The organism is Rhodococcus sp. JCM 9793, assembly GCF_055380405.1.
This window is the reverse complement of the sequence record NZ_AP043721.1, coordinates 3,608,255-3,625,512: the sequence shown is the minus strand read 5'-3', so window position 1 is coordinate 3,625,512 and position 17,258 is coordinate 3,608,255. Positions and strand designations below refer to the sequence as shown.

15 protein-coding genes are annotated in these 17,258 nt (G+C 67.7%); 12 read left to right on the top strand and 3 right to left on the bottom strand.

From position 1 onward, the window contains the following. Positions 1–26: 26 nt before the first annotated feature. Complete coding sequence (locus tag ACZ46K_RS18780; RefSeq protein ID WP_464749391.1) at positions 27–851, bottom strand: thioesterase family protein; 825 nt, start codon at positions 849–851, stop codon at positions 27–29. Between the two features lie 167 nt (positions 852–1,018). Here ACZ46K_RS18780 and ACZ46K_RS18775 point away from each other — a divergent pair, with 167 nt between their 5' ends. Next, entirely contained in the window at positions 1,019–1,870 is an 852-nt protein-coding gene (locus ACZ46K_RS18775) for a tRNA (adenine-N1)-methyltransferase (protein WP_054810544.1), read from the top strand. Between the two features lie 27 nt (positions 1,871–1,897). On the opposite strand, the gene ACZ46K_RS18770 is transcribed toward ACZ46K_RS18775, so the two are convergent. After that, complete coding sequence (locus ACZ46K_RS18770) at positions 1,898–2,383, bottom strand: MTB12 C-terminal domain-containing protein (protein WP_054807618.1); 486 nt, start codon at positions 2,381–2,383, stop codon at positions 1,898–1,900. 195 nt (positions 2,384–2,578) lie between these two features. Here ACZ46K_RS18770 and arc point away from each other — a divergent pair, with 195 nt between their 5' ends. From arc to prcA, 5 genes are all read left to right on the top strand, one after another. Further along, on the top strand, positions 2,579–4,360 hold the full coding sequence (arc, locus tag ACZ46K_RS18765) for a proteasome ATPase (RefSeq protein ID WP_464744083.1): 1,782 nt from the start codon (positions 2,579–2,581) through the stop codon (positions 4,358–4,360). 193 nt (positions 4,361–4,553) lie between these two features. After that, complete coding sequence (gene dop / locus ACZ46K_RS18760) at positions 4,554–6,047, top strand: depupylase/deamidase Dop (protein WP_464744081.1); 1,494 nt, start codon at positions 4,554–4,556, stop codon at positions 6,045–6,047. A gap of 163 nt (positions 6,048–6,210) precedes the next feature. Then, positions 6,211–6,402 (top strand): ubiquitin-like protein Pup, encoded by a 192-nt coding sequence (locus ACZ46K_RS18755; protein ID WP_054807962.1) that lies wholly within the window; start codon positions 6,211–6,213, stop codon positions 6,400–6,402. Further along, positions 6,399–7,253, top strand: a complete 855-nt coding sequence (prcB, locus tag ACZ46K_RS18750) for a proteasome subunit beta (protein WP_464744079.1) — start codon at positions 6,399–6,401, stop codon at positions 7,251–7,253. The genes ACZ46K_RS18755 and prcB overlap by 4 nt, the downstream gene beginning before the upstream one ends. Further along, entirely contained in the window at positions 7,250–8,014 is a 765-nt protein-coding gene (gene prcA / locus ACZ46K_RS18745; RefSeq protein WP_464744077.1) for a proteasome subunit alpha, read from the top strand. The genes prcB and prcA overlap by 4 nt, the downstream gene beginning before the upstream one ends. Here prcA and ACZ46K_RS18740 read toward each other — a convergent pair. After that, positions 7,999–9,558: a bifunctional phosphatase PAP2/diacylglycerol kinase family protein gene (locus ACZ46K_RS18740; RefSeq protein WP_464749390.1), complete on the bottom strand. Its 1,560-nt coding sequence runs from the start codon at positions 9,556–9,558 to the stop codon at positions 7,999–8,001. The genes prcA and ACZ46K_RS18740 overlap by 16 nt on opposite strands. Between ACZ46K_RS18740 and pafA the strand changes: the two genes are divergently transcribed. The 6 genes from pafA (at position 9,542) to ACZ46K_RS18710 (ending at position 17,161) form a co-directional block, all read left to right on the top strand. Then, positions 9,542–10,900, top strand: a complete 1,359-nt coding sequence (pafA, locus tag ACZ46K_RS18735; RefSeq protein ID WP_464744075.1) for a Pup--protein ligase — start codon at positions 9,542–9,544, stop codon at positions 10,898–10,900. The two genes, ACZ46K_RS18740 and pafA, sit on opposite strands and share 17 nt — an antisense overlap. A 92-nt stretch (positions 10,901–10,992) precedes the next feature. Next, the gene (locus ACZ46K_RS18730; RefSeq protein WP_464744073.1) at positions 10,993–12,039 is read left to right on the top strand and encodes a helix-turn-helix transcriptional regulator; all 1,047 of its coding nucleotides are present in this window, start codon (positions 10,993–10,995) and stop codon (positions 12,037–12,039) included. Continuing rightward, entirely contained in the window at positions 12,036–13,016 is a 981-nt protein-coding gene (locus tag ACZ46K_RS18725; RefSeq protein WP_464744071.1) for a helix-turn-helix transcriptional regulator, read from the top strand. Before ACZ46K_RS18730 ends, ACZ46K_RS18725 begins: the two co-directional genes overlap by 4 nt. Positions 13,017–13,136: 120 nt before the next feature. Beyond that, a complete protein-coding gene (gene tatA / locus ACZ46K_RS18720) occupies positions 13,137–13,394 on the top strand; it encodes a Sec-independent protein translocase subunit TatA (RefSeq protein WP_054810957.1) in 258 nt (85 codons plus the stop codon). 99 nt (positions 13,395–13,493) lie between these two features. Continuing rightward, positions 13,494–14,429 (top strand): twin-arginine translocase subunit TatC, encoded by a 936-nt coding sequence (gene tatC / locus ACZ46K_RS18715; RefSeq protein ID WP_464744069.1) that lies wholly within the window; start codon positions 13,494–13,496, stop codon positions 14,427–14,429. Continuing rightward, positions 14,426–17,161 carry a DEAD/DEAH box helicase gene (locus ACZ46K_RS18710; RefSeq protein ID WP_464744067.1) on the top strand — a complete coding sequence of 912 codons (2,736 nt, stop codon included), beginning with the start codon at positions 14,426–14,428 and terminating at the stop codon, positions 17,159–17,161. Before tatC ends, ACZ46K_RS18710 begins: the two co-directional genes overlap by 4 nt. Positions 17,162–17,258 lie beyond the last annotated feature (97 nt).

The following is a 17,258-nucleotide window of genomic DNA, read 5'->3' as shown; positions in this document are numbered from 1 at the left end:
GGTGAAGTGACAGGTGCGGTCTCGTGTCAGCGAGGCCGCACCTGCACGTTTTGGGTGATGCGTCCGAGTGGGCCGTGTTCGTCGTGGAGGACTCCGGTGGTCATGCCGATGCCGTCGGGGCCGACGGAGGTTTCGGCGGAGATTCCGGTCCAGTGGCTTGCGGGTTGGCGGAACAGGTGCACGGTCAGGTCGGTGTTGAGGAACAGCCAGTGTGCGGGGTCGAGTTTGGATCCGATGCCGTTGGCGACGTCGGCGACGGTGAAGAGTCGTTCGAGGGGGGTGAGGGTTTCTCCTTCGACGAGGTCGAGGCGGGCATGGACCCATGCGGCGGACGGTCCGGGTACTCCGAACGGGGTCACGATGTGCCAGTCGAGGGTGTCGATGTAGCCGCTGAGCCCGAACAGGGTCATGTCGGAGGGCTCGGCGGCGGGGTCGGGGGGTGTCAGTGCCGGTTCGGAGGTGCGGGCGACGTCCGGGAGGTCGCGGGTCTGCAGGCGCCAGCCGGTGCCACGTGCGACGGCGCGGGTGGTGCCGTCGGGGGCGGTGGCCCACAGTTCGGCGACGACGAGTTCGATCTGGCGGCCGGGTCGGTCGATGCGGGTGCGGACTTCGATGTCGGTGAGCGGTACGGGGCCGAGCAGGTCGATGCAGATGCGGGAGAGCCGGGTGTCGGGGCGTGGCCGGTGTCGTTCGAGGGCGCGGACGAGCAGTGCGGAGGGGGGTGCGCCGTGTTGCAGGTCGGGGCCCCAGGTGCTGATGGTGTGGCGGGTGGGTCGGAAGCGTTCGATGTGAGTGTCGGTCGGGGTGCTGTCGAGTGCGGGGATGGGCACGAAGTAGGCGGTGTCGCTCACGCGGTCGGTCTCCGAGATCGTCTCGTGGGTGTGGTGACCGATGATGGCATGTGGGGTGTGTGGCGGGTCTCGAGTGGTCACCTGGCAGGCTGGTGTGCGGCCTGGCACCGTGTCGGGTCCGGGCGTCACGGGTGTGGCGGTTGGATGTAGGCGAAGGTGGCACGGCGATGGCAGTAGGCGGACTCGGGCGCAGCGGACCGTTCGGGGTGGGGGATCGGGTGCAGTTGACCGACGCCAAGGGCCGCAAGTACACGGTGGTGCTCGAGTCCGGTAAGGAGTTCCACACTCATCGCGGCGGCATTGTGCATGACGATCTGATCGGCGCGGACGAGGGCACGGTGGTGACGTCGACGAACGGCACTCCGTATCTGGCCTTGCGTCCGTTGCTGGTGGATTATGTGCTGTCGATGCCGCGCGGAGCGCAGGTGATCTATCCGAAGGACGCGGCGCAGATCGTGCACGAGGGGGACGTGTTCCCGGGTGCACGGGTGCTCGAGGCGGGTGCCGGCTCGGGGGCGTTGACGTGTTCGTTGCTGCGGGCGGTGGGCCCGGAGGGCAAGGTGGTCTCGTACGAGGTCCGCGACGATCATGCGGTGCATGCGGTGCGCAATGTGGAGACGTTCTTCGGGGAGCGTCCGGCGAACTGGGATCTGACGGTCGCCGATGTCGCGTCGTACGACGTCGAGGAGCACGGGCCGGTGGATCGGGTGGTGCTGGACATGTTGGCGCCGTGGGATGCGTTGCCGGCGGTGGCGAATGCGGTGGTGCCCGGTGGTGTGTTGCTCGTGTATGTGGCGACGGTGACGCAGTTGTCGAAGGTCGTCGAGGCGATGCGTGAGCAGACGTGCTGGACCGAGCCGCGGTCGTGGGAGTCGATGGTGCGGGACTGGCATGTGGTGGGGTTGGCTGTGCGGCCGGAGCATCGTATGCAGGGGCACACCGCGTTCCTGGTGTCGGCCCGCAAGTTGGCGGAGGGCACCGTCACCCCGAAGCCGCAGCGGCGCCCCAGCAAGGGCTGAGACGCCGCCGGGTGGCTGGGTGCCGGGTCACTCGCAGGTCAGGCGGCCCATTTCGAGGATGGAGCAGGTGCTGTCGTCGGCGAGCAGCCACGCGTCGTCGACCTCGGTGAAGGTGAGGGTCAGGGGTGCGCCGCCGTGCGGTCCGGAAATGTCGGTGACCGCGGTGACGGTGGTGTCGTCGACGCCGGTGACCTCTCCGATAGTGGCGGTGAGCGGGTAGCCGGTGAGCACCTCGTTGAATTGGGTGATCACGGCAGTGCGGGCCTCTCCGTTCTCGATGACGGCGATCTTGGCGTCGACGGGGGCGGCGGGGTCGAAGAACACGTCCATCGGGGCCTGCAGTTCGGCGGCGTCGACGGGAGCGGCGGCGGTGCCGGTGGTCTCTGCTGCACTGGTCGTCTCGGCCGTGGTGGTCGACGCGTCGGTGGTGGGGTCACTGTCCGAGGAGCAGGCGGGCAGTACGGTGACGGCGAGGACGGTGGCCGCAGCGGCCCAGAGGGTACGGGTGTTCACAGGAGCAGTCCTTTCGGGAACAAACGAAACGGCACGAAGTTCGAGATTAGGCAAGGCTAACAGCGTGGTGGTGGGGTGGGTCGCTGCGTACCCGTGACTGACGCGACACGCGTTCGCAACACGAGGATTTCGTGTCGCCTCCCACTTTGGGCGAACTGCCGGTAGCGTGGAATGACCAAGTGGAGGGAGTCGCACATGAGCTCGTCAGAGAATCCGGATACGGGTGCTGCCGCACGGGAACTCGAAGAACTGCGCGTCGAGGTGGTCGCCCTCCGGACCAGGCTCACCGAACCATCCGACCGGGTCCGCGACCTCGAGTCGCGACTCGAGTCGGTCACGGTACGTAACGGGAAGCTGCTCGAGACTCTCAAGGAGGCCCGTCAGCAGTTGCTCACTCTCCGTGAGGAGGTCGATCGTCTCGGTCAACCGCCCAGCGGGTACGGGGTGCTGCTCGAGGCGTTCGACGACGGCTCCGTCGACGTGTTCACCTCGGGCCGCAAGATGCGGGTGGGAGTGTCCCCGAATCTCGAGATCGACTCGTTCCGGACCGGGCAGACCGTACGTCTGAACGAGGCGTTGACAGTGGTCGAGATGGGTGGGTTCGAACGCGTCGGTGAGATCACCACCCTGCGCGAACTGCTCGACGACGGGCGCCGCGCGCTGGTGGTCGGACATGCCGACGAGGAGCGGGTGGTGTGGCTGTCGGAGCCGCTTGCGCAGATCGCGGCCCGCACCCTCGATTCGTCGGTCGAGGAGGTCACCGACGAGAACGGTGATCGGTTCACGTTGCGGCCTGGTGATTCGTTGCTGGTCGACAGTAAGGCCGGGTACGCGTTCGAGCGGATCCCGAAGGCCGAGGTCGAGGATCTGGTGCTCGAAGAGGTGCCGGACGTCGACTACGGCGATATCGGTGGTCTGGGTCGGCAGATCGAGCAGATCCGTGACGCGGTCGAGTTGCCGTTCCTGCACAAGGACCTGTTCCACGAGTATGCGTTGCGGCCACCGAAGGGTGTGTTGTTGTACGGGCCTCCCGGGTGCGGCAAGACTCTCATCGCGAAGGCGGTCGCGAATTCGCTGGCGAAGAAGATCGCTGAGGCCCGCGGTGAGGATTCGAAGGAGGCCAAGTCCTTCTTCTTGAACATCAAAGGTCCGGAACTGCTGAACAAGTTCGTCGGGGAAACCGAGCGGCACATCCGGATGATCTTCCAGCGGGCGCGGGAGAAGGCGTCCGAGGGTACCCCGGTGATCGTGTTCTTCGACGAGATGGATTCGATCTTCCGTACCCGTGGTTCGGGTGTGTCGTCTGATGTGGAGACGACGGTCGTGCCGCAGTTGCTCAGTGAGATCGACGGCGTCGAGGGCCTCGAGAACGTCATTGTCATCGGCGCCTCGAACCGTGAGGACATGATCGACCCGGCGATCCTGCGTCCGGGCCGGTTGGATGTGAAGATCAAGATCGAGCGTCCGGATGCGGAGGCTGCGCTGGACATCTTCTCGAAGTATCTGACCGAGCAGTTGCCGGTGCATGCCGATGACATCGCCGAGTTCGGGGGTGATCGGGCGGCGTGTGTGCGGGCGATGATCGAGCGGGTCGTCGATCGGATGTACGCGGAGTCGGAGGAGAACCGGTTCCTGGAGGTCACCTACGCGAACGGCGACAAGGAGGTCCTGTACTTCAAGGACTTCAACTCGGGCGCGATGATCCAGAACATTGTCGACCGCGCGAAGAAGTATGCGATCAAGGCGGTGCTGGAGACAGGCACGAACGGTCTGCGGGTGCAGCATCTGCTCGACTCGATCGTCGACGAGTTCGCCGAGAACGAGGATCTGCCCAACACCACCAATCCCGACGACTGGGCGCGGATCTCCGGGAAGAAGGGCGAGCGGATCGTGTACATCCGGACGCTGGTCACGGGCAAGAACGCGAGTGCGAGCCGCGCGATCGACACCGAGTCGAACACCGGCCAGTACCTGTAGCGAACCGGATCGCGTCACCGGTGCCCGGGTATCTGCCGGGCACCGGTGACGTGGTGCACCGACGGGGTGCCCTGTTGCGGGTGGGCGCGGGGGCCGGTCGCGGCGGTGTGGCGGCTGATCGATGCGTCGAGCTATCCGGATTGCACGGCCCGCCGCGCTGGCGCCGGTTCGTCGATCACCTACTCTCGACGGTATGCAGCGGATCATCGGTATCGAGGTCGAATACGGGATTTCGTCGCCCAGTGACCCCACAGCAAACCCCATCCTCACGTCCACCCAGGCGGTCCTCGCGTACGCGGCGGCGGCGGGGGTGCCGCGCGCGAAGCGGACCCGCTGGGATTACGAGGTGGAGTCACCGCTGCGGGACGCCCGCGGGTTCGATCTCGGTCGTTTCAACGGCCCGGCTCCGGTGATCGACGCCGACGAGGTCGGTGCAGCCAACATGATCCTCACCAACGGGGCGCGGCTGTATGTCGATCATGCGCATCCCGAATTCTCGGCGCCGGAAGTCACCGACCCACTCGACGCGGTGATCTGGGACAAGGCCGGCGAGCGGGTGATGGAGGCCGCGGCCAGGCATGCGTCGAGTGTGCCCGGGGCGCCGCGTCTGCAGTTGTACAAGAACAATGTCGACGGCAAGGGTGCCTCCTACGGCACGCACGAGAACTATCTGATGGCGCGGGACACCCCGTTCTCGGCGGTGGTGGCGGGTCTGACCCCGTTCTTCGCGTCGCGGCAGGTGATCTGCGGGTCCGGGCGGGTGGGGATCGGGCAGTCCGGTGACGAACCCGGCTTCCAGTTGTCGCAGCGTGCCGACTACATCGAGGTCGAGGTCGGGTTGGAGACCACCCTCAAACGCGGCATCATCAACACCCGCGACGAGCCGCACGCCGACCCCGACAAGTATCGGCGGCTGCATGTGATCATCGGTGATGCGAATCTGGCGGAGATGTCGACGTACCTGAAGGTCGGCACGACAGCGTTGGTGCTCGATCTGATCGAGGCGGGGATCGATCTGTCGGATCTGCAATTGGCGCGGCCGGTCACTGCGGTGCACCACATCAGTCATGATCCGACGCTGCGGAAGACGGTGGCGTTGTCCGACGGTCGGGAGGTCACGGGTCTGGCGTTGCAGCGTCTGTACCACGAGCGGGCCGCGAAGTTCCACGACGGCACCGACGATGCGCGGGTCGTCGACGTCCTCGACAAGTGGGCGATGGTGCTCGATCTGCTCGAGCGGGATCCGATGGACTGCGCGGACCTGCTGGACTGGCCCGCGAAACTGCGGCTGCTCGAGGGGTTCCGGCAGCGGGAGTCGCTGGCGTGGTCGGCGCCGCGGCTGCACCTGGTGGATCTGCAGTATTCGGATGTGCGTCTCGACAAGGGCCTCTACAACCGGCTGGTGGCCCGCGGGTCGATGCAGCGTCTGGTCACCGAACAGCAGGTGCTCGACGCGGTGCACACCCCGCCGACGGACACGCGTGCGTATTTCCGCGGTGAATGCTTGCGCCGCTTCGGTGCCGACATCGCGGCGGCGTCGTGGGATTCGGTGATCTTCGATCTCGGTGGTGAGTCGCTGGTGCGGATCCCCACCCTCGAGCCGTTGCGGGGCAGCCGCGCGCATGTCGGGGCGCTACTCGAGTCGGCGCAGTCGGCGGCGGAGCTGGTCGATCAGCTCACGCACTGACCGTCCGAGCACGACACGGCGGTCCGGTGGTGGGACGGCGACACGCGCCGGGACGCCGCGCGCAGGGGCCTCTGCTCGGTAGTGTGGAGATCAATGTCGTGGTGTGCGGCACGGTCGCCGACCGGGGTCGTGTGCCACTCGAGTACAGGAGGAGGTCACGGCTATGGCGCAGGAGCAGACCACACGCGGTGGCGGCGGAGACGACGACGAGGTGACCGGTGACGGCGGTGCAGGTCAGGAACGCCGCGAGAAGGTGGCCTCGGAGACCGATGATCTCCTCGACGAGATCGACGATGTGCTCGAGGAGAATGCGGAGGACTTCGTCCGGGCGTATGTGCAGAAGGGTGGCCAGTGACAGCGGACAGATCCTCGCTTCCTTACCGCGAGGTGCAGGGGCGCCTGCACCTCGCGTCGCCCCTGTCGTCGTTCACCGATCATCTGCGGGCCTATGCGCCGGAGTTGTTGCCGGAGAATCGGTTCGCGCGTGAGCTGGGTAATTTCGGTGAGCTCGCACCGCACGGCACCACGATCGTGGCGGTCACGTTCGCCGGTGGGGTGATCCTCGCCGGTGATCGTCGGGCCACGATGGGCAACATGATTGCGTCACGTGACGTGGAGAAAGTGTTCGTCACCGACGCGTATTCCGCGGCGGGTATCGCCGGTACCGCGGGGCTGGCCGTCGAGATGGTGCGGTTGTTCGCGGTCGAACTCGAGCACTACGAGAAGATCGAGGGTGTGTCGCTGACCTTCGACGGCAAGGCGAACCGGCTGGCGTCGATGGTGCGCGGCAATCTCGGTGCGGCCATGCAGGGTCTGGCGGTGGTGCCGTTGCTCGTCGGGTTCGATGTCGATGCGCCGGATGTGCGTCGAGCGGGGCGGATCGTGTCGTACGACGTGGTCGGTGGCCGTTACGAGGAACGAGCCGGGTATCACGCGGTGGGTTCCGGGTCGGTGTTCGCGAAGTCGGCGCTCAAGAAGCTCTACCGCGCCGATGCGGACGAGGCGGCGGCGCTGCGCACCGCCGTCGAGGCGTTGTACGACGCGGCCGACGACGATTCGGCGACGGGTGGCCCGGACACGACCCGCGGGATCTATCCGACCGCGGTGGCGGTGACCGAGGCCGGGGCGGTGGCGGTCCCGGAGGCGGATCTGGCCGAGTTGGCGCAGGCGATCGTGGTCGACCGTACTGCAGGAGGTGCCCGATGACGTTGCCCTATTACGCGTCCGCCGAACAGATCATGCGTGATCGTTCGGAGTTGGCCCGCAAGGGCATCGCCCGGGGCCGCAGTGTGATCGCGTTGATCTACGCGGACGGTGTGGTGTTCGTGGCGGAGAACCCGTCGAAGGCGCTGCACAAGATCAGTGAACTGTACGACCGGCTCGGGTTCGCGGCGGTCGGCAAGTACAACGAGTTCGAGGCGTTGCGGCGCTCCGGGATCATGCGCGCCGACATGCTCGGTTACTCGTACGATCGGCGTGATGTGACGGGCCGATCGCTTGCGAATGCGTACGCGCAGACTCTCGGGACGATCTTCACCGATCAACCGAAACCGTACGAGGTGGAGATCTGTGTCGCGGAGGTCGGTCAGGCCGGCGACAACGCGTCGGCGCAGCTGTATCGCATTACCTACGACGGGTCGATCGTCGACGAACCGCAGTTCGTGGTGATGGGCGGCAACACCGAACCGATCCTGACGGCGGTACGCGACTCGTACCGTCCGGGTCTGGGGTTGGCGGATGCGGTGCAGGTGGCGGTGTCCGCCCTGCAGAAGGGCACCTCCACCGGGGCGGATTCGGCGGGCCGGGTCCTCGGTCGCGGGGAGCTCGAAGTGGCGGTGCTCGAGCGGTCGAGGCCGCGGCGTGCGTTCCGTCGTATCTCCGGTGCGGCACTCGATGCGCTGTTGCCTGCCGCGCCGACCTCGGACGCTGCGCCGACCGACGGCGACACCGATCAGGGTGCGAGCTGAGCGTCCGGTAGCCGATACACGGTCACGGCCGACGGCACCGCCTTCACGTCGAAGGCGGTGCCGTCGGCTGTGACCTCCCCATCGGTCGCCAAGGTGACAGGCGGGCCGTCGAGCTGCACCGACACCGAGGTCGCATCGCGCTGCCGGTACACGCTGCTGGTGCCGAGGGTGCCGGTCGCCGCGGCGAACAACAGTCGGGTGCGTGACCAGCGTCGATCCGCGCGGAGGTAGCGCACGTCGAGGGTGCCGGCGTCGAGCGCGGTCCGCGACATCGGCACCTGGTCGGTGGGCCGGTAGTGGCCGTTGCCGACGAACAGCAACCACAGTGCCATCTCGGTGCCGTCGACCCGCGCACGGATCGGTTCGGCGGTGGCGAGCACCGCGATCATCGCGGCGGCGGCCGCGGGCCATTTCCCGATCCGCGGCTGCCATTTGTCTCGTAGCCGCACCGAATCCGGGTAGCCGCCGAGGCTGGCGGTGTTGACGAAGACCTGGTCGCTGCGCCCGTCTGGTCCGTGGACGGTGACCGCTCCCATGTCGACACGTGCCGCCTGCCCGCCGGTGACGGCCTGCACCGTGTCGTCGAGGGCTCCCGCGCCGGCGTCGAGCGCGAAATGGTTGAGGGTGCCGCCGGGGAACACCGCAAGCGGCAGATCGTGACGGTGGGCGACCGCGGCAACGGTCTGCACGGTGCCGTCCCCGCCGCACACGCCCAGCGCCTGCGGTCGTTCGGTGGCGACGAGCTGCTCGAGCCATCTGTCGAGGTCGGTGTCGGGTTCGAATTCGGCGATGCGGGCGTGCGGCAGCCGGTCGGCGAGATCGTCGGCGGTGCCGGAACCGGTGCCGGATTGCGGATTGACCACCACGAGCAGCCCCGCACCGGCGGGCAGTGCCGGGGCGTCGGCGGCGGTGGCGGCGCGGGCCGGTTCGTCGGTGCGGACCGCCCACCAGCGTCGCGTCGCCAGGGCCACCGCGGCACCGGTCGCGGCACCGACGAGCACATCGCTGGGCCAATGCACCCCGGTGTGGACGCGCGAATAGGCGACGGCCGCGGCGAGCGGAGCCAACACCGCCGCCGTCACCGGCGACTCGAGTGCCACCCCGGTGACGAATGCCGCCGCGGACGCGGAATGCCCGGACGGAAACGAGGAGGACGTCGGGATCGGCACGATGCGCCGTGCGAGGCGCGGATCGGTGCGGGCCGGGGGCCGCCGGCGCGGCAACAGTGGTTTGAGGATGCCGTTGGCCAGGGCGCTGGCCCCGGCCACCGACGCCAGTCCGCGGACCGCGCCGCGGCGGGCACGGCCTCCGCACAGCACGCACACGGCGGCGCAGCCCATCCACAGGACACTGTGGTCGGCGCTGCGGGTCAGGCGCCGGAGAACAGGGTCGACGGCGGTGGGGACACGGTCGGTGAGCGCGAAGAGCGCATGGTCGGTCTCGCGGGTGTGTCGACGAAAGGTCACAGCTCGAACTGTAGATGCGTTGCGCCCTCTCGGTGTTACGTGCGCGCGGTACTGTCGAGGTGTGCAGCGACGAATCATGGGTATCGAGACGGAGTTCGGCGTCACGTGCACCTTCCACGGGCATCGCAGGTTGAGCCCGGACGAGGTGGCCCGCTATCTGTTCCGGCGGGTGGTGTCGTGGGGCCGAAGCTCGAATGTGTTCCTGCGGAACGGGGCGCGCCTGTATCTCGATGTGGGTTCCCACCCGGAATACGCGACCGCGGAGTGCGACGATCTGCTTCAGCTGGTCGAGCACGATCATGCGGGGGAGCGGGTGCTCGAGGATCTGCTCGTCGATGCGGAGGAACGCCTCGCCGAGGAAGGCATCGGCGGCGACATCTATCTGTTCAAGAACAACACTGATTCGGCCGGGAATTCGTACGGCTGCCACGAGAATTTCCTGGTGGCGCGGGTCGGGGAGTTCTCCCGCATCTCCGATGTGTTGTTGCCGTTCCTGGTGACTCGGCAGCTGATCTGCGGGGCCGGGAAGATTCTGCAGACCCCGAAGGCGGCCACGTTCTGCCTGTCGCAGCGTGCCGAGCACATCTGGGAGGGTGTCTCGTCGGCCACGACCCGGTCGCGACCGATCATCAATACTCGTGACGAACCGCACGCCGACGCCGAGAAGTATCGGCGGCTGCATGTGATCGTGGGTGATTCGAACATGTCGGAAACCACGACGATGCTCAAGGTCGGGTCGGCGTCGCTGGTGCTCGAGATGATCGAGGCCGGAATCTCGTTCCGCGATTTCGCGTTGGACAACCCGATTCGCGCGATCCGGGAGGTCAGTCACGATATGACCGGTCGGCGCCCGGTGCGTCTGGCGGGAGGGCGGCAGGCCAGTGCCCTCGACATCCAACGTGAATATCATGCGCGGGCGGTGGAGTATCTGCGGCACCGCGAGCCGGATGCGCATGTGGCGCAGGTGGTGGATCTGTGGGGTCGGGTGCTCGACGCTGTCGAATCGCAGGATTTCGCGAAGGTCGACACCGAGGTCGACTGGGTGATCAAGCGCAAACTGTTCCAGCGGTACCAGGATCGTTACAACATGGAACTGTCGGATCCGAAGATCGCGCAGCTCGATCTGGCGTATCACGACATCAAACGCGGTCGAGGTGTATTCGATCTGTTGCAGCGAAAAGGGTTGGCGACACGGTTGACCACCGACGAGTCGGTGGATCGGGCGGTGGACACGCCGCCGCAGACGACCCGCGCGAAGTTGCGCGGTGATTTCATCGCCGCGGCGCAGGAAGCGGGCCGCGACTTCACGGTCGACTGGGTGCATCTCAAGCTCAACGATCAGGCGCAGCGCACCGTGTTGTGCAAGGACCCCTTCCGGTCGGTCGACGAGCGCGTCGATCGGCTCATCGCCTCGATGTAGCGGCGACCGCGACGTCACGCACGACAGGGCCGCTGCCCCGCCCGCACCGGTGCGGGCGGGGCAGCGCACGTCGGGGGCATTAGGGTTGGCCCGTGGCGATTTCGAAAGTCGAACGGTTGGTCAACCTGGTCATCGCGTTGCTGTCCACCCGCCAGTTCCTCACCGCGGAGAAGATCCGCGCCTCGGTGGCGGGCTACGCGGAGTGCGCGAGCGACGAGGCGTTCAGCCGCATGTTCGAACGCGACAAGAACGAACTGCGTGACCTCGGGATTCCCCTCGAGACGGGGTTGGCGTCGCGGTATTCGACCGTCGAGGGGTATCGGATCAACCGGGACGCCTATGCGTTGCCGGAGATCGATCTGAGCCGGGAGGAGACCGCCGCGGTGGCGGTCGCCGCCGCGTTGTGGGAGTCACCGGAGTTGACGTCGGCGGCGCAGGGAGCGTTGCTCAAGTTGCGGGCCGCTGGAGTGCAGGTCGACGCCGACCCGGCGGGCACGGTCGCGGCGATCCCGGCGCGGGCCCGCGGTTCCGAACCGGCCTTGCAGAAGCTGCTCACCGCGGTCGACGAGAGACAGGCGGTGCAGTTCGAGCATCGCAGTGCCCCCACCGATCCGTGGACGCTGCGCACCGTCGAACCGTGGGGTGTGGTGACGGTGCACGGCCGCTGGTATCTGGTCGGGCACGACCGGGACCGCGACGCGACCCGCACCTTCCGTCTGTCACGGATCTCCGATGAGGTCCTCGCGGTCGGTGATCCCGGTACAGTGCAGATCCCCGCGGGGGTGGATCTGCGGGCCCGGGTGCTCGCCGCGACCCGCCCCGGTGATGTGACCGGGTCGGCGCGGGTGTGGGTGGCCGCGGGCCGCGCGTACGAGGTGCGCCGACTCGGCCGTGATCTGGGGCCCCGGCAGGTCGGTGGCCGCGACGGCAGTGTGTTCGAGGTGCCGCTGCGTGCCGGGGAGTGGATCGCCCGCACCCTCGCCGGTCAGGGCCCCGACGCGCTGGTGCTCGACCCACCCGAGTTACGCGACGAGGTGCGGCAGATCCTGACCTCGGTCGCTGCCGGTGGCGCCACCGCACACGACGGGGCAGCGGACGAGAGCGCGGGGGACGACACGGTGGGGGAGGAACGACGATGAGCAGTACCCGACTGGCCGGGCGGTTGACCCGGCTGCTGAATCTGGTGCCGTATTTCACGGCGCGTCCGGGGATCAGCGCAGCCGACGCCGCCCGCGATCTGGGGGTCACCCCGAAACAGATCATGGACGATCTCAATCAGCTGTGGGTGTGTGGGCTGCCGGGCTATGGGCCCGGTGATCTGATCGACCTGTCGTTCTCCGAGGAGAGCATCGTGGTGACGTTCACCGCGGGCATCGACCGGCCGCTGCGATTGACCTCCACGGAGGCGACGGTGCTGCTCGTCGCGCTGCGGTCGTTGCTCGAGATGCCCGGCGTGGTCGATCCGACGGCGGCACAGAGCGCTATCGCCAAGATCGAGGCGGCCGCCGGGAGCGCCGCGGCGGGGCCCGCGGCCGCGACCGATCCGGTTCCCGACGATCCCGTTGCTGCGAGGGTCCGGGATGCGGTCCGCGACGGGCGTGCGGTGCACCTGACCTACTATTCGGCGTCCCGCGACACCGTCTCCGAACGCGACGTCGACCCGATCCGCATCGTGCTGATCGACGAGCACACGTATCTGCAGGCGTGGTGTCGCACTGCCGAGGGCGTGCGGTTGTTCCGGTTCGACCGGATCGATGCGGCCCGTGTCCTCGACGAACCGGCGCGGCCCCCGCAGCGTGCGCTCGACGACGACGAGCACCTCGAACTGTTCGCCGGTGACCCGTCATTGCCGGCCGCTCGGTTGTGGATCGCCCCGACGTTCACGTGGCTGCTCGACTACTATCCGTTCACCGACGTGACGCTGCTCACCGACGGCAGTTGCGAGGCGGTGCTGCGGTTCGCGTCGCCGGAGTGGCTGGTGCGGCTGGTGGTGGGCCTCGGCGCCGGGGTCGGTGTGCTCGGTCCGCCACCGTTGCGCGAGGCGGTGCGGGAGCGGGCGGTTGCCGCGCTCGACGCGTATGACGCACTCGGAGGGGACACCGCCGACGGCGGATGACCCGACGGGCGCCACAGTCGTGTGAACTCTGCGCGAACTCTGTGTGGAACGTCTTTCGGACGGCCGTGGGTGTGCTCCGGTCCGGTAGCATCGTGCAGAGCCAATCAGTGGAGGTTGTAAATGGGTGCAATGAGCCCGTGGCACTGGGCCATCGTCGCGTTGGTCGTCATCATCTTGTTCGGCTCGAAGAAGCTGCCGGATGCCGCGCGCGGTCTGGGCCGTTCGCTCCGGATCTTCAAGAGCGAGGTCAAGGAGATGCAGAACGACGACGCTCCGACGACGGCTGCGCAGTCCGTGCCGAACCCGTTGCCGGCGGCGGAGCCGACGCAGCAGATCCCGACGCAGCAGGCTGTGCAGCCCGACCAGCGGCCGGCCTGACCGTATTCTCCCCACCGGGGCACCCGCCGGGTGTCCCGGTTTCCGCTGACCCAGTGCCCCACCGTGGTGGTGGCCCTGACAGGAGCTGAGACCCGCACCGTGCGCATCCCGTTCGATCCCCGCCGCAGTCGGCGCAAGACGAATCCCGACGGCAACATGTCGCTGGTCGAGCATCTCTACGAGCTGCGCACACGGCTGCTCATTGCCGTCGCCGCGGTGATCGTCACCACCATCGCCGGGTTCTTCTGGTACAGCCACGGCCCGTTCGGCACATCGAGTCTCGGCGAGATTCTCCTCGAACCGTATTGTTCGCTGCCGGCGTCCTCCCGCGCCGACTTCAGCAACGACGGCGGCTGCTATCTGCTGGCCACCGGCCCGTTCGAACAGTTCATGTTGCGGTTGAAGGTCGCGGCGACCGCCGGGGTGGTGCTCGCCTGCCCGGTGTGGCTGTATCAACTGTGGGCGTTCATCACCCCCGGCCTGTATTCGAAGGAACGCCGCTACGCGGTCGGGTTCGTCGCTTCGGGCGCGGCATTGTTCGTCACCGGCGCGGTCCTGGCATACCTCGTGGTCACCCACGCGTTGTCGTTCCTGTTGACCGTCGGCAACGACGTGCAGGTCACCGCACTGTCCGGCACCGAATACTTCGGTTTCATGATCAACCTGCTGGTGATCTTCGGGGTGTCGTTCGAGATCCCGCTGGTGATCGTCGCGCTCAACGCAGTGGGGATGCTCTCCTACGAGAAACTCAAGTCCTGGCGCCGCGGCCTGATCATGGCGGTGTTCGTCTTCGCTGCGATCGCGACCCCCGGGCAGGATCCGTTCTCGATGTTGGCGTTGGCGTTGGCACTGACGCTTCTGGTGGAGATCTCCATCCAGATCGCGCGGCTCAACGACAAGCGCCGTGCCCGTAACGCCCGAGCAGAGGGCTGGGGTGATCTCGACGACGAGGAGGGTTCGACGATCCCGGCGCCGACTCCGGTCGACAAGCCCTCCCAGGCTCCGGCACCCACCGACTATTCCGACACGCTGTGACGGGCCCCTCCGATACACCTCAGGCCGCTGCGGCAGCGCCGCAGCTGGACGGGTTCGCTGCCGGTCTGGCATTTCCGCTGGATCCGTTCCAGCAGCAGGCCTGCCGCGCGCTGGAGGGTGGGCATTCGGTGCTCGTGTGCGCCCCCACCGGCGCCGGGAAGACCGTGGTCGGGGAGTTCGCGGTGCATCTGGCCGTCGAGGCCGGCACCAAATGCTTCTACACCACCCCGATCAAGGCGCTGAGCAACCAGAAGTACGCGGATCTGTGTGCCCGGCACGGCAAGGATCTGGTGGGGTTGCTCACCGGCGATCAGTCGATCAACCCGAATGCGCCGGTGGTGGTGATGACCACCGAGGTGCTGCGCAACATGCTGTACGCATCGTCGCCGACGCTGATCGGGCTGAGCCATGTGGTGATGGACGAGGTGCATTTCCTCGCCGACCGGTTCCGCGGTGCGGTGTGGGAAGAGGTGATCCTGCATCTGCCGGAGGACGTGCGGCTGGTGAGCCTGTCCGCGACGGTGTCCAACGCCGAAGAGTTCGGTGAGTGGATGACCACGGTGCGCGGCGACACCAGCGTCGTCGTCGACGAGGTGCGCCCGATCCCGCTGCATCAGCACATGATGGTCGGACCGCGCCTCTACGACCTGTTCGATGCCCGCGCCGAACCCGCCGACACTCCTGCAAACGAGCGTCGACGCGGGGTGGTGGTGGATCCGGAACTGGCGGCGCAGGTGCGGCGCCGCGCGAGCATCGACGGCGACCGCTGGCAGTCCCGCGGGCGGGGCACGTTCCGGCCGATTCCCCGTCCCGATGTCATCGCCCGGCTCGACGCGGAGGGGCTGTTGCCGGCGATCACGTTCGTGTTCTCCCGCGCCGGTTGCGACGCGGCGGTCTCACAGTGCCTGCGGTCCGGGTTGCATCTGACGACCGAGGAGGAAGCCACCGAGATCCGGCGGATCGTCACCGAGCACACCCGCGAGTTGCCGCGCGCCGACCTCGAGGTGTTGGGGTTCGCGTCGTGGCGCACCGCCCTCGAACGCGGTATCGCGGCACATCACGCGGGAATGTTGCCGGCGTTCCGGCACACCGTCGAGGACCTGTTCGTGCGAGGTCTGGTGCGGGCGGTGTTCGCCACCGAAACCCTGGCATTGGGCATCAATATGCCGGCGCGCTCGGTGGTGCTCGAACGACTGGTCAAATACAACGGGGAAACCCACGCCGAGCTCACTCCCGGCGAATACACGCAGCTCACCGGGCGGGCCGGGCGTCGCGGTATCGACGTCGAGGGGCACGCGGTGGTGTTGTGGCAGCCGGGTGTGGAACCGGCCGCTGTGGCGGGCTTGGCCTCGACGCGGACGTTCCCGCTGCGCAGTTCGTTCCGCCCGTCGTACAACATGGCGGTCAACCTCATCGACGCGGTCGGGGTGGAGCGGTCCCGTGCGCTGTTGGAGATGTCGTTTGCGCAGTTTCAGGCCGACAAGTCGGTCGTCGGCGCCACCCGCGGCATCGAACGCAACGAGGCGCAGCTGGCGAAGATGCGGGAGCAACTCGGCGGTGCCGACAGTGAGATCTTCGACTATGTGCGGTTGCGGGCAGATCTGACCGACGCCGAGCGGCAGCACGAGCGCACGAAACGCCAGAATCGTCGGCACGAAGCAGTCGAGTCGCTGGTGGCGTTGCAGCCCGGCGAGATCGTCGCGGTCCCGGCGGGCCGCCGCACCGGGCTGGCGGTGATCATCGACCCGGATCGGGATACGAGCGATCCGCGGCCGTATGTGGTGACCGCCGACGGTTGGGGAGGTCGACTGTCGGCGGGGGATTTCCCCACGCCCGCGGTGGTGCTGGGTCGGTTGAAGTTGCCGCGGCACGCCGATCCGCGCAGCGGCCGCGGACGGCGGGACATCTCGTCGGCTTTGCGGTCGAAGGGGCTGGTTCCGCCGCGTCGCGCCAAGCGGTCCCGCACGGGTGGCGGCGATACCCGCGAAATCGATTCGCTGCGCCGCGCGCTGCGCAGGCATCCGGCGCGGGAGAACCCGGATGTGGAGGCGTTGGCGCGGATCGGGGAACGCTACAACCGGTTGCTGCGCGACACCGAGCACCAGCGGCGTAAGGCTGCGGCGACCACCGATTCGTTGGCGCGCACGTTCGAGCGGATCGTGTCGTTGCTGTCGGAGCGGGGTTATCTGACCGGGGGGGATGATCCGGCGACGACGGCGGCGGGGGAACGGCTCGCGCGGATCTACACCGAATCGGATCTGCTGGTGGCCGAGTGTCTGCGCACCGGGGTGTGGGTGGGGTTGTCGCCGGCGGAGTTGGCGGCGGTCGTCTCGACGGTGATCTTCGAGTCGCGTGGCGACGAGGTACCGGAGGTGCGGGGTCCGACCGGTCCGATCCGGCGGGCGTTGGCCGATACGGTGCGGTTGTGCGACGAGTTGCGCGCCGATGAACTGCGGCACCGGTTGCCGACGACCCGCGCACCGGATTTCGGGTTCGTGTCTGCGGCGTACACGTGGGCGGGTACCGCGTCGTTGACGGAGTCGCTGCTGGCGGCTGTTGCGACGGGCAGTGAACTCTCGCCCGGGGATTTCGTGCGGTGGTGCCGGCAGTTGATCGATCTGCTCGATCAGATCCGCACGACCGCACAGGATCCGGCGTTGGCGAAGTCGGCGGGGCGGGCGGTCGCAGCGATCCGCCGCGGGGTCGTGGCCGTCGATGCGACCGCGGCATGAGTGGCGGTGCGACCGAGTCCGGGACGTGGGCGGTCTCCCACCGGTCCGGTATGTGTGATTTGATACGCGCGCTGCCACACGGGGGACCGATCGCTGG

Excerpts from the sequence above, each read along its gene's own strand:
- tatA (WP_054810957.1), top strand. The coding sequence starts at position 13,137 with ATGGGTGCAATGAGCCCGTGGCACTGGGCCATCGTCGCGTTGGTCGTC.
- ACZ46K_RS18725 (WP_464744071.1), top strand. The coding sequence starts at position 12,036 with ATGAGCAGTACCCGACTGGCCGGGCGGTTGACCCGGCTGCTGAATCTG.
- prcA (WP_464744077.1), top strand. The coding sequence starts at position 7,250 with ATGACGTTGCCCTATTACGCGTCCGCCGAACAGATCATGCGTGATCGT.
- ACZ46K_RS18740 (WP_464749390.1), bottom strand. The coding sequence starts at position 9,558 with ATGATTCGTCGCTGCACACCTCGACAGTACCGCGCGCACGTAACACCG.
- ACZ46K_RS18755 (WP_054807962.1), top strand. The coding sequence starts at position 6,211 with ATGGCGCAGGAGCAGACCACACGCGGTGGCGGCGGAGACGACGACGAG.
- dop (WP_464744081.1), top strand. The coding sequence starts at position 4,554 with ATGCAGCGGATCATCGGTATCGAGGTCGAATACGGGATTTCGTCGCCC.
- arc (WP_464744083.1), top strand. The coding sequence starts at position 2,579 with ATGAGCTCGTCAGAGAATCCGGATACGGGTGCTGCCGCACGGGAACTC.
- ACZ46K_RS18775 (WP_054810544.1), top strand. The coding sequence starts at position 1,019 with ATGGCAGTAGGCGGACTCGGGCGCAGCGGACCGTTCGGGGTGGGGGAT.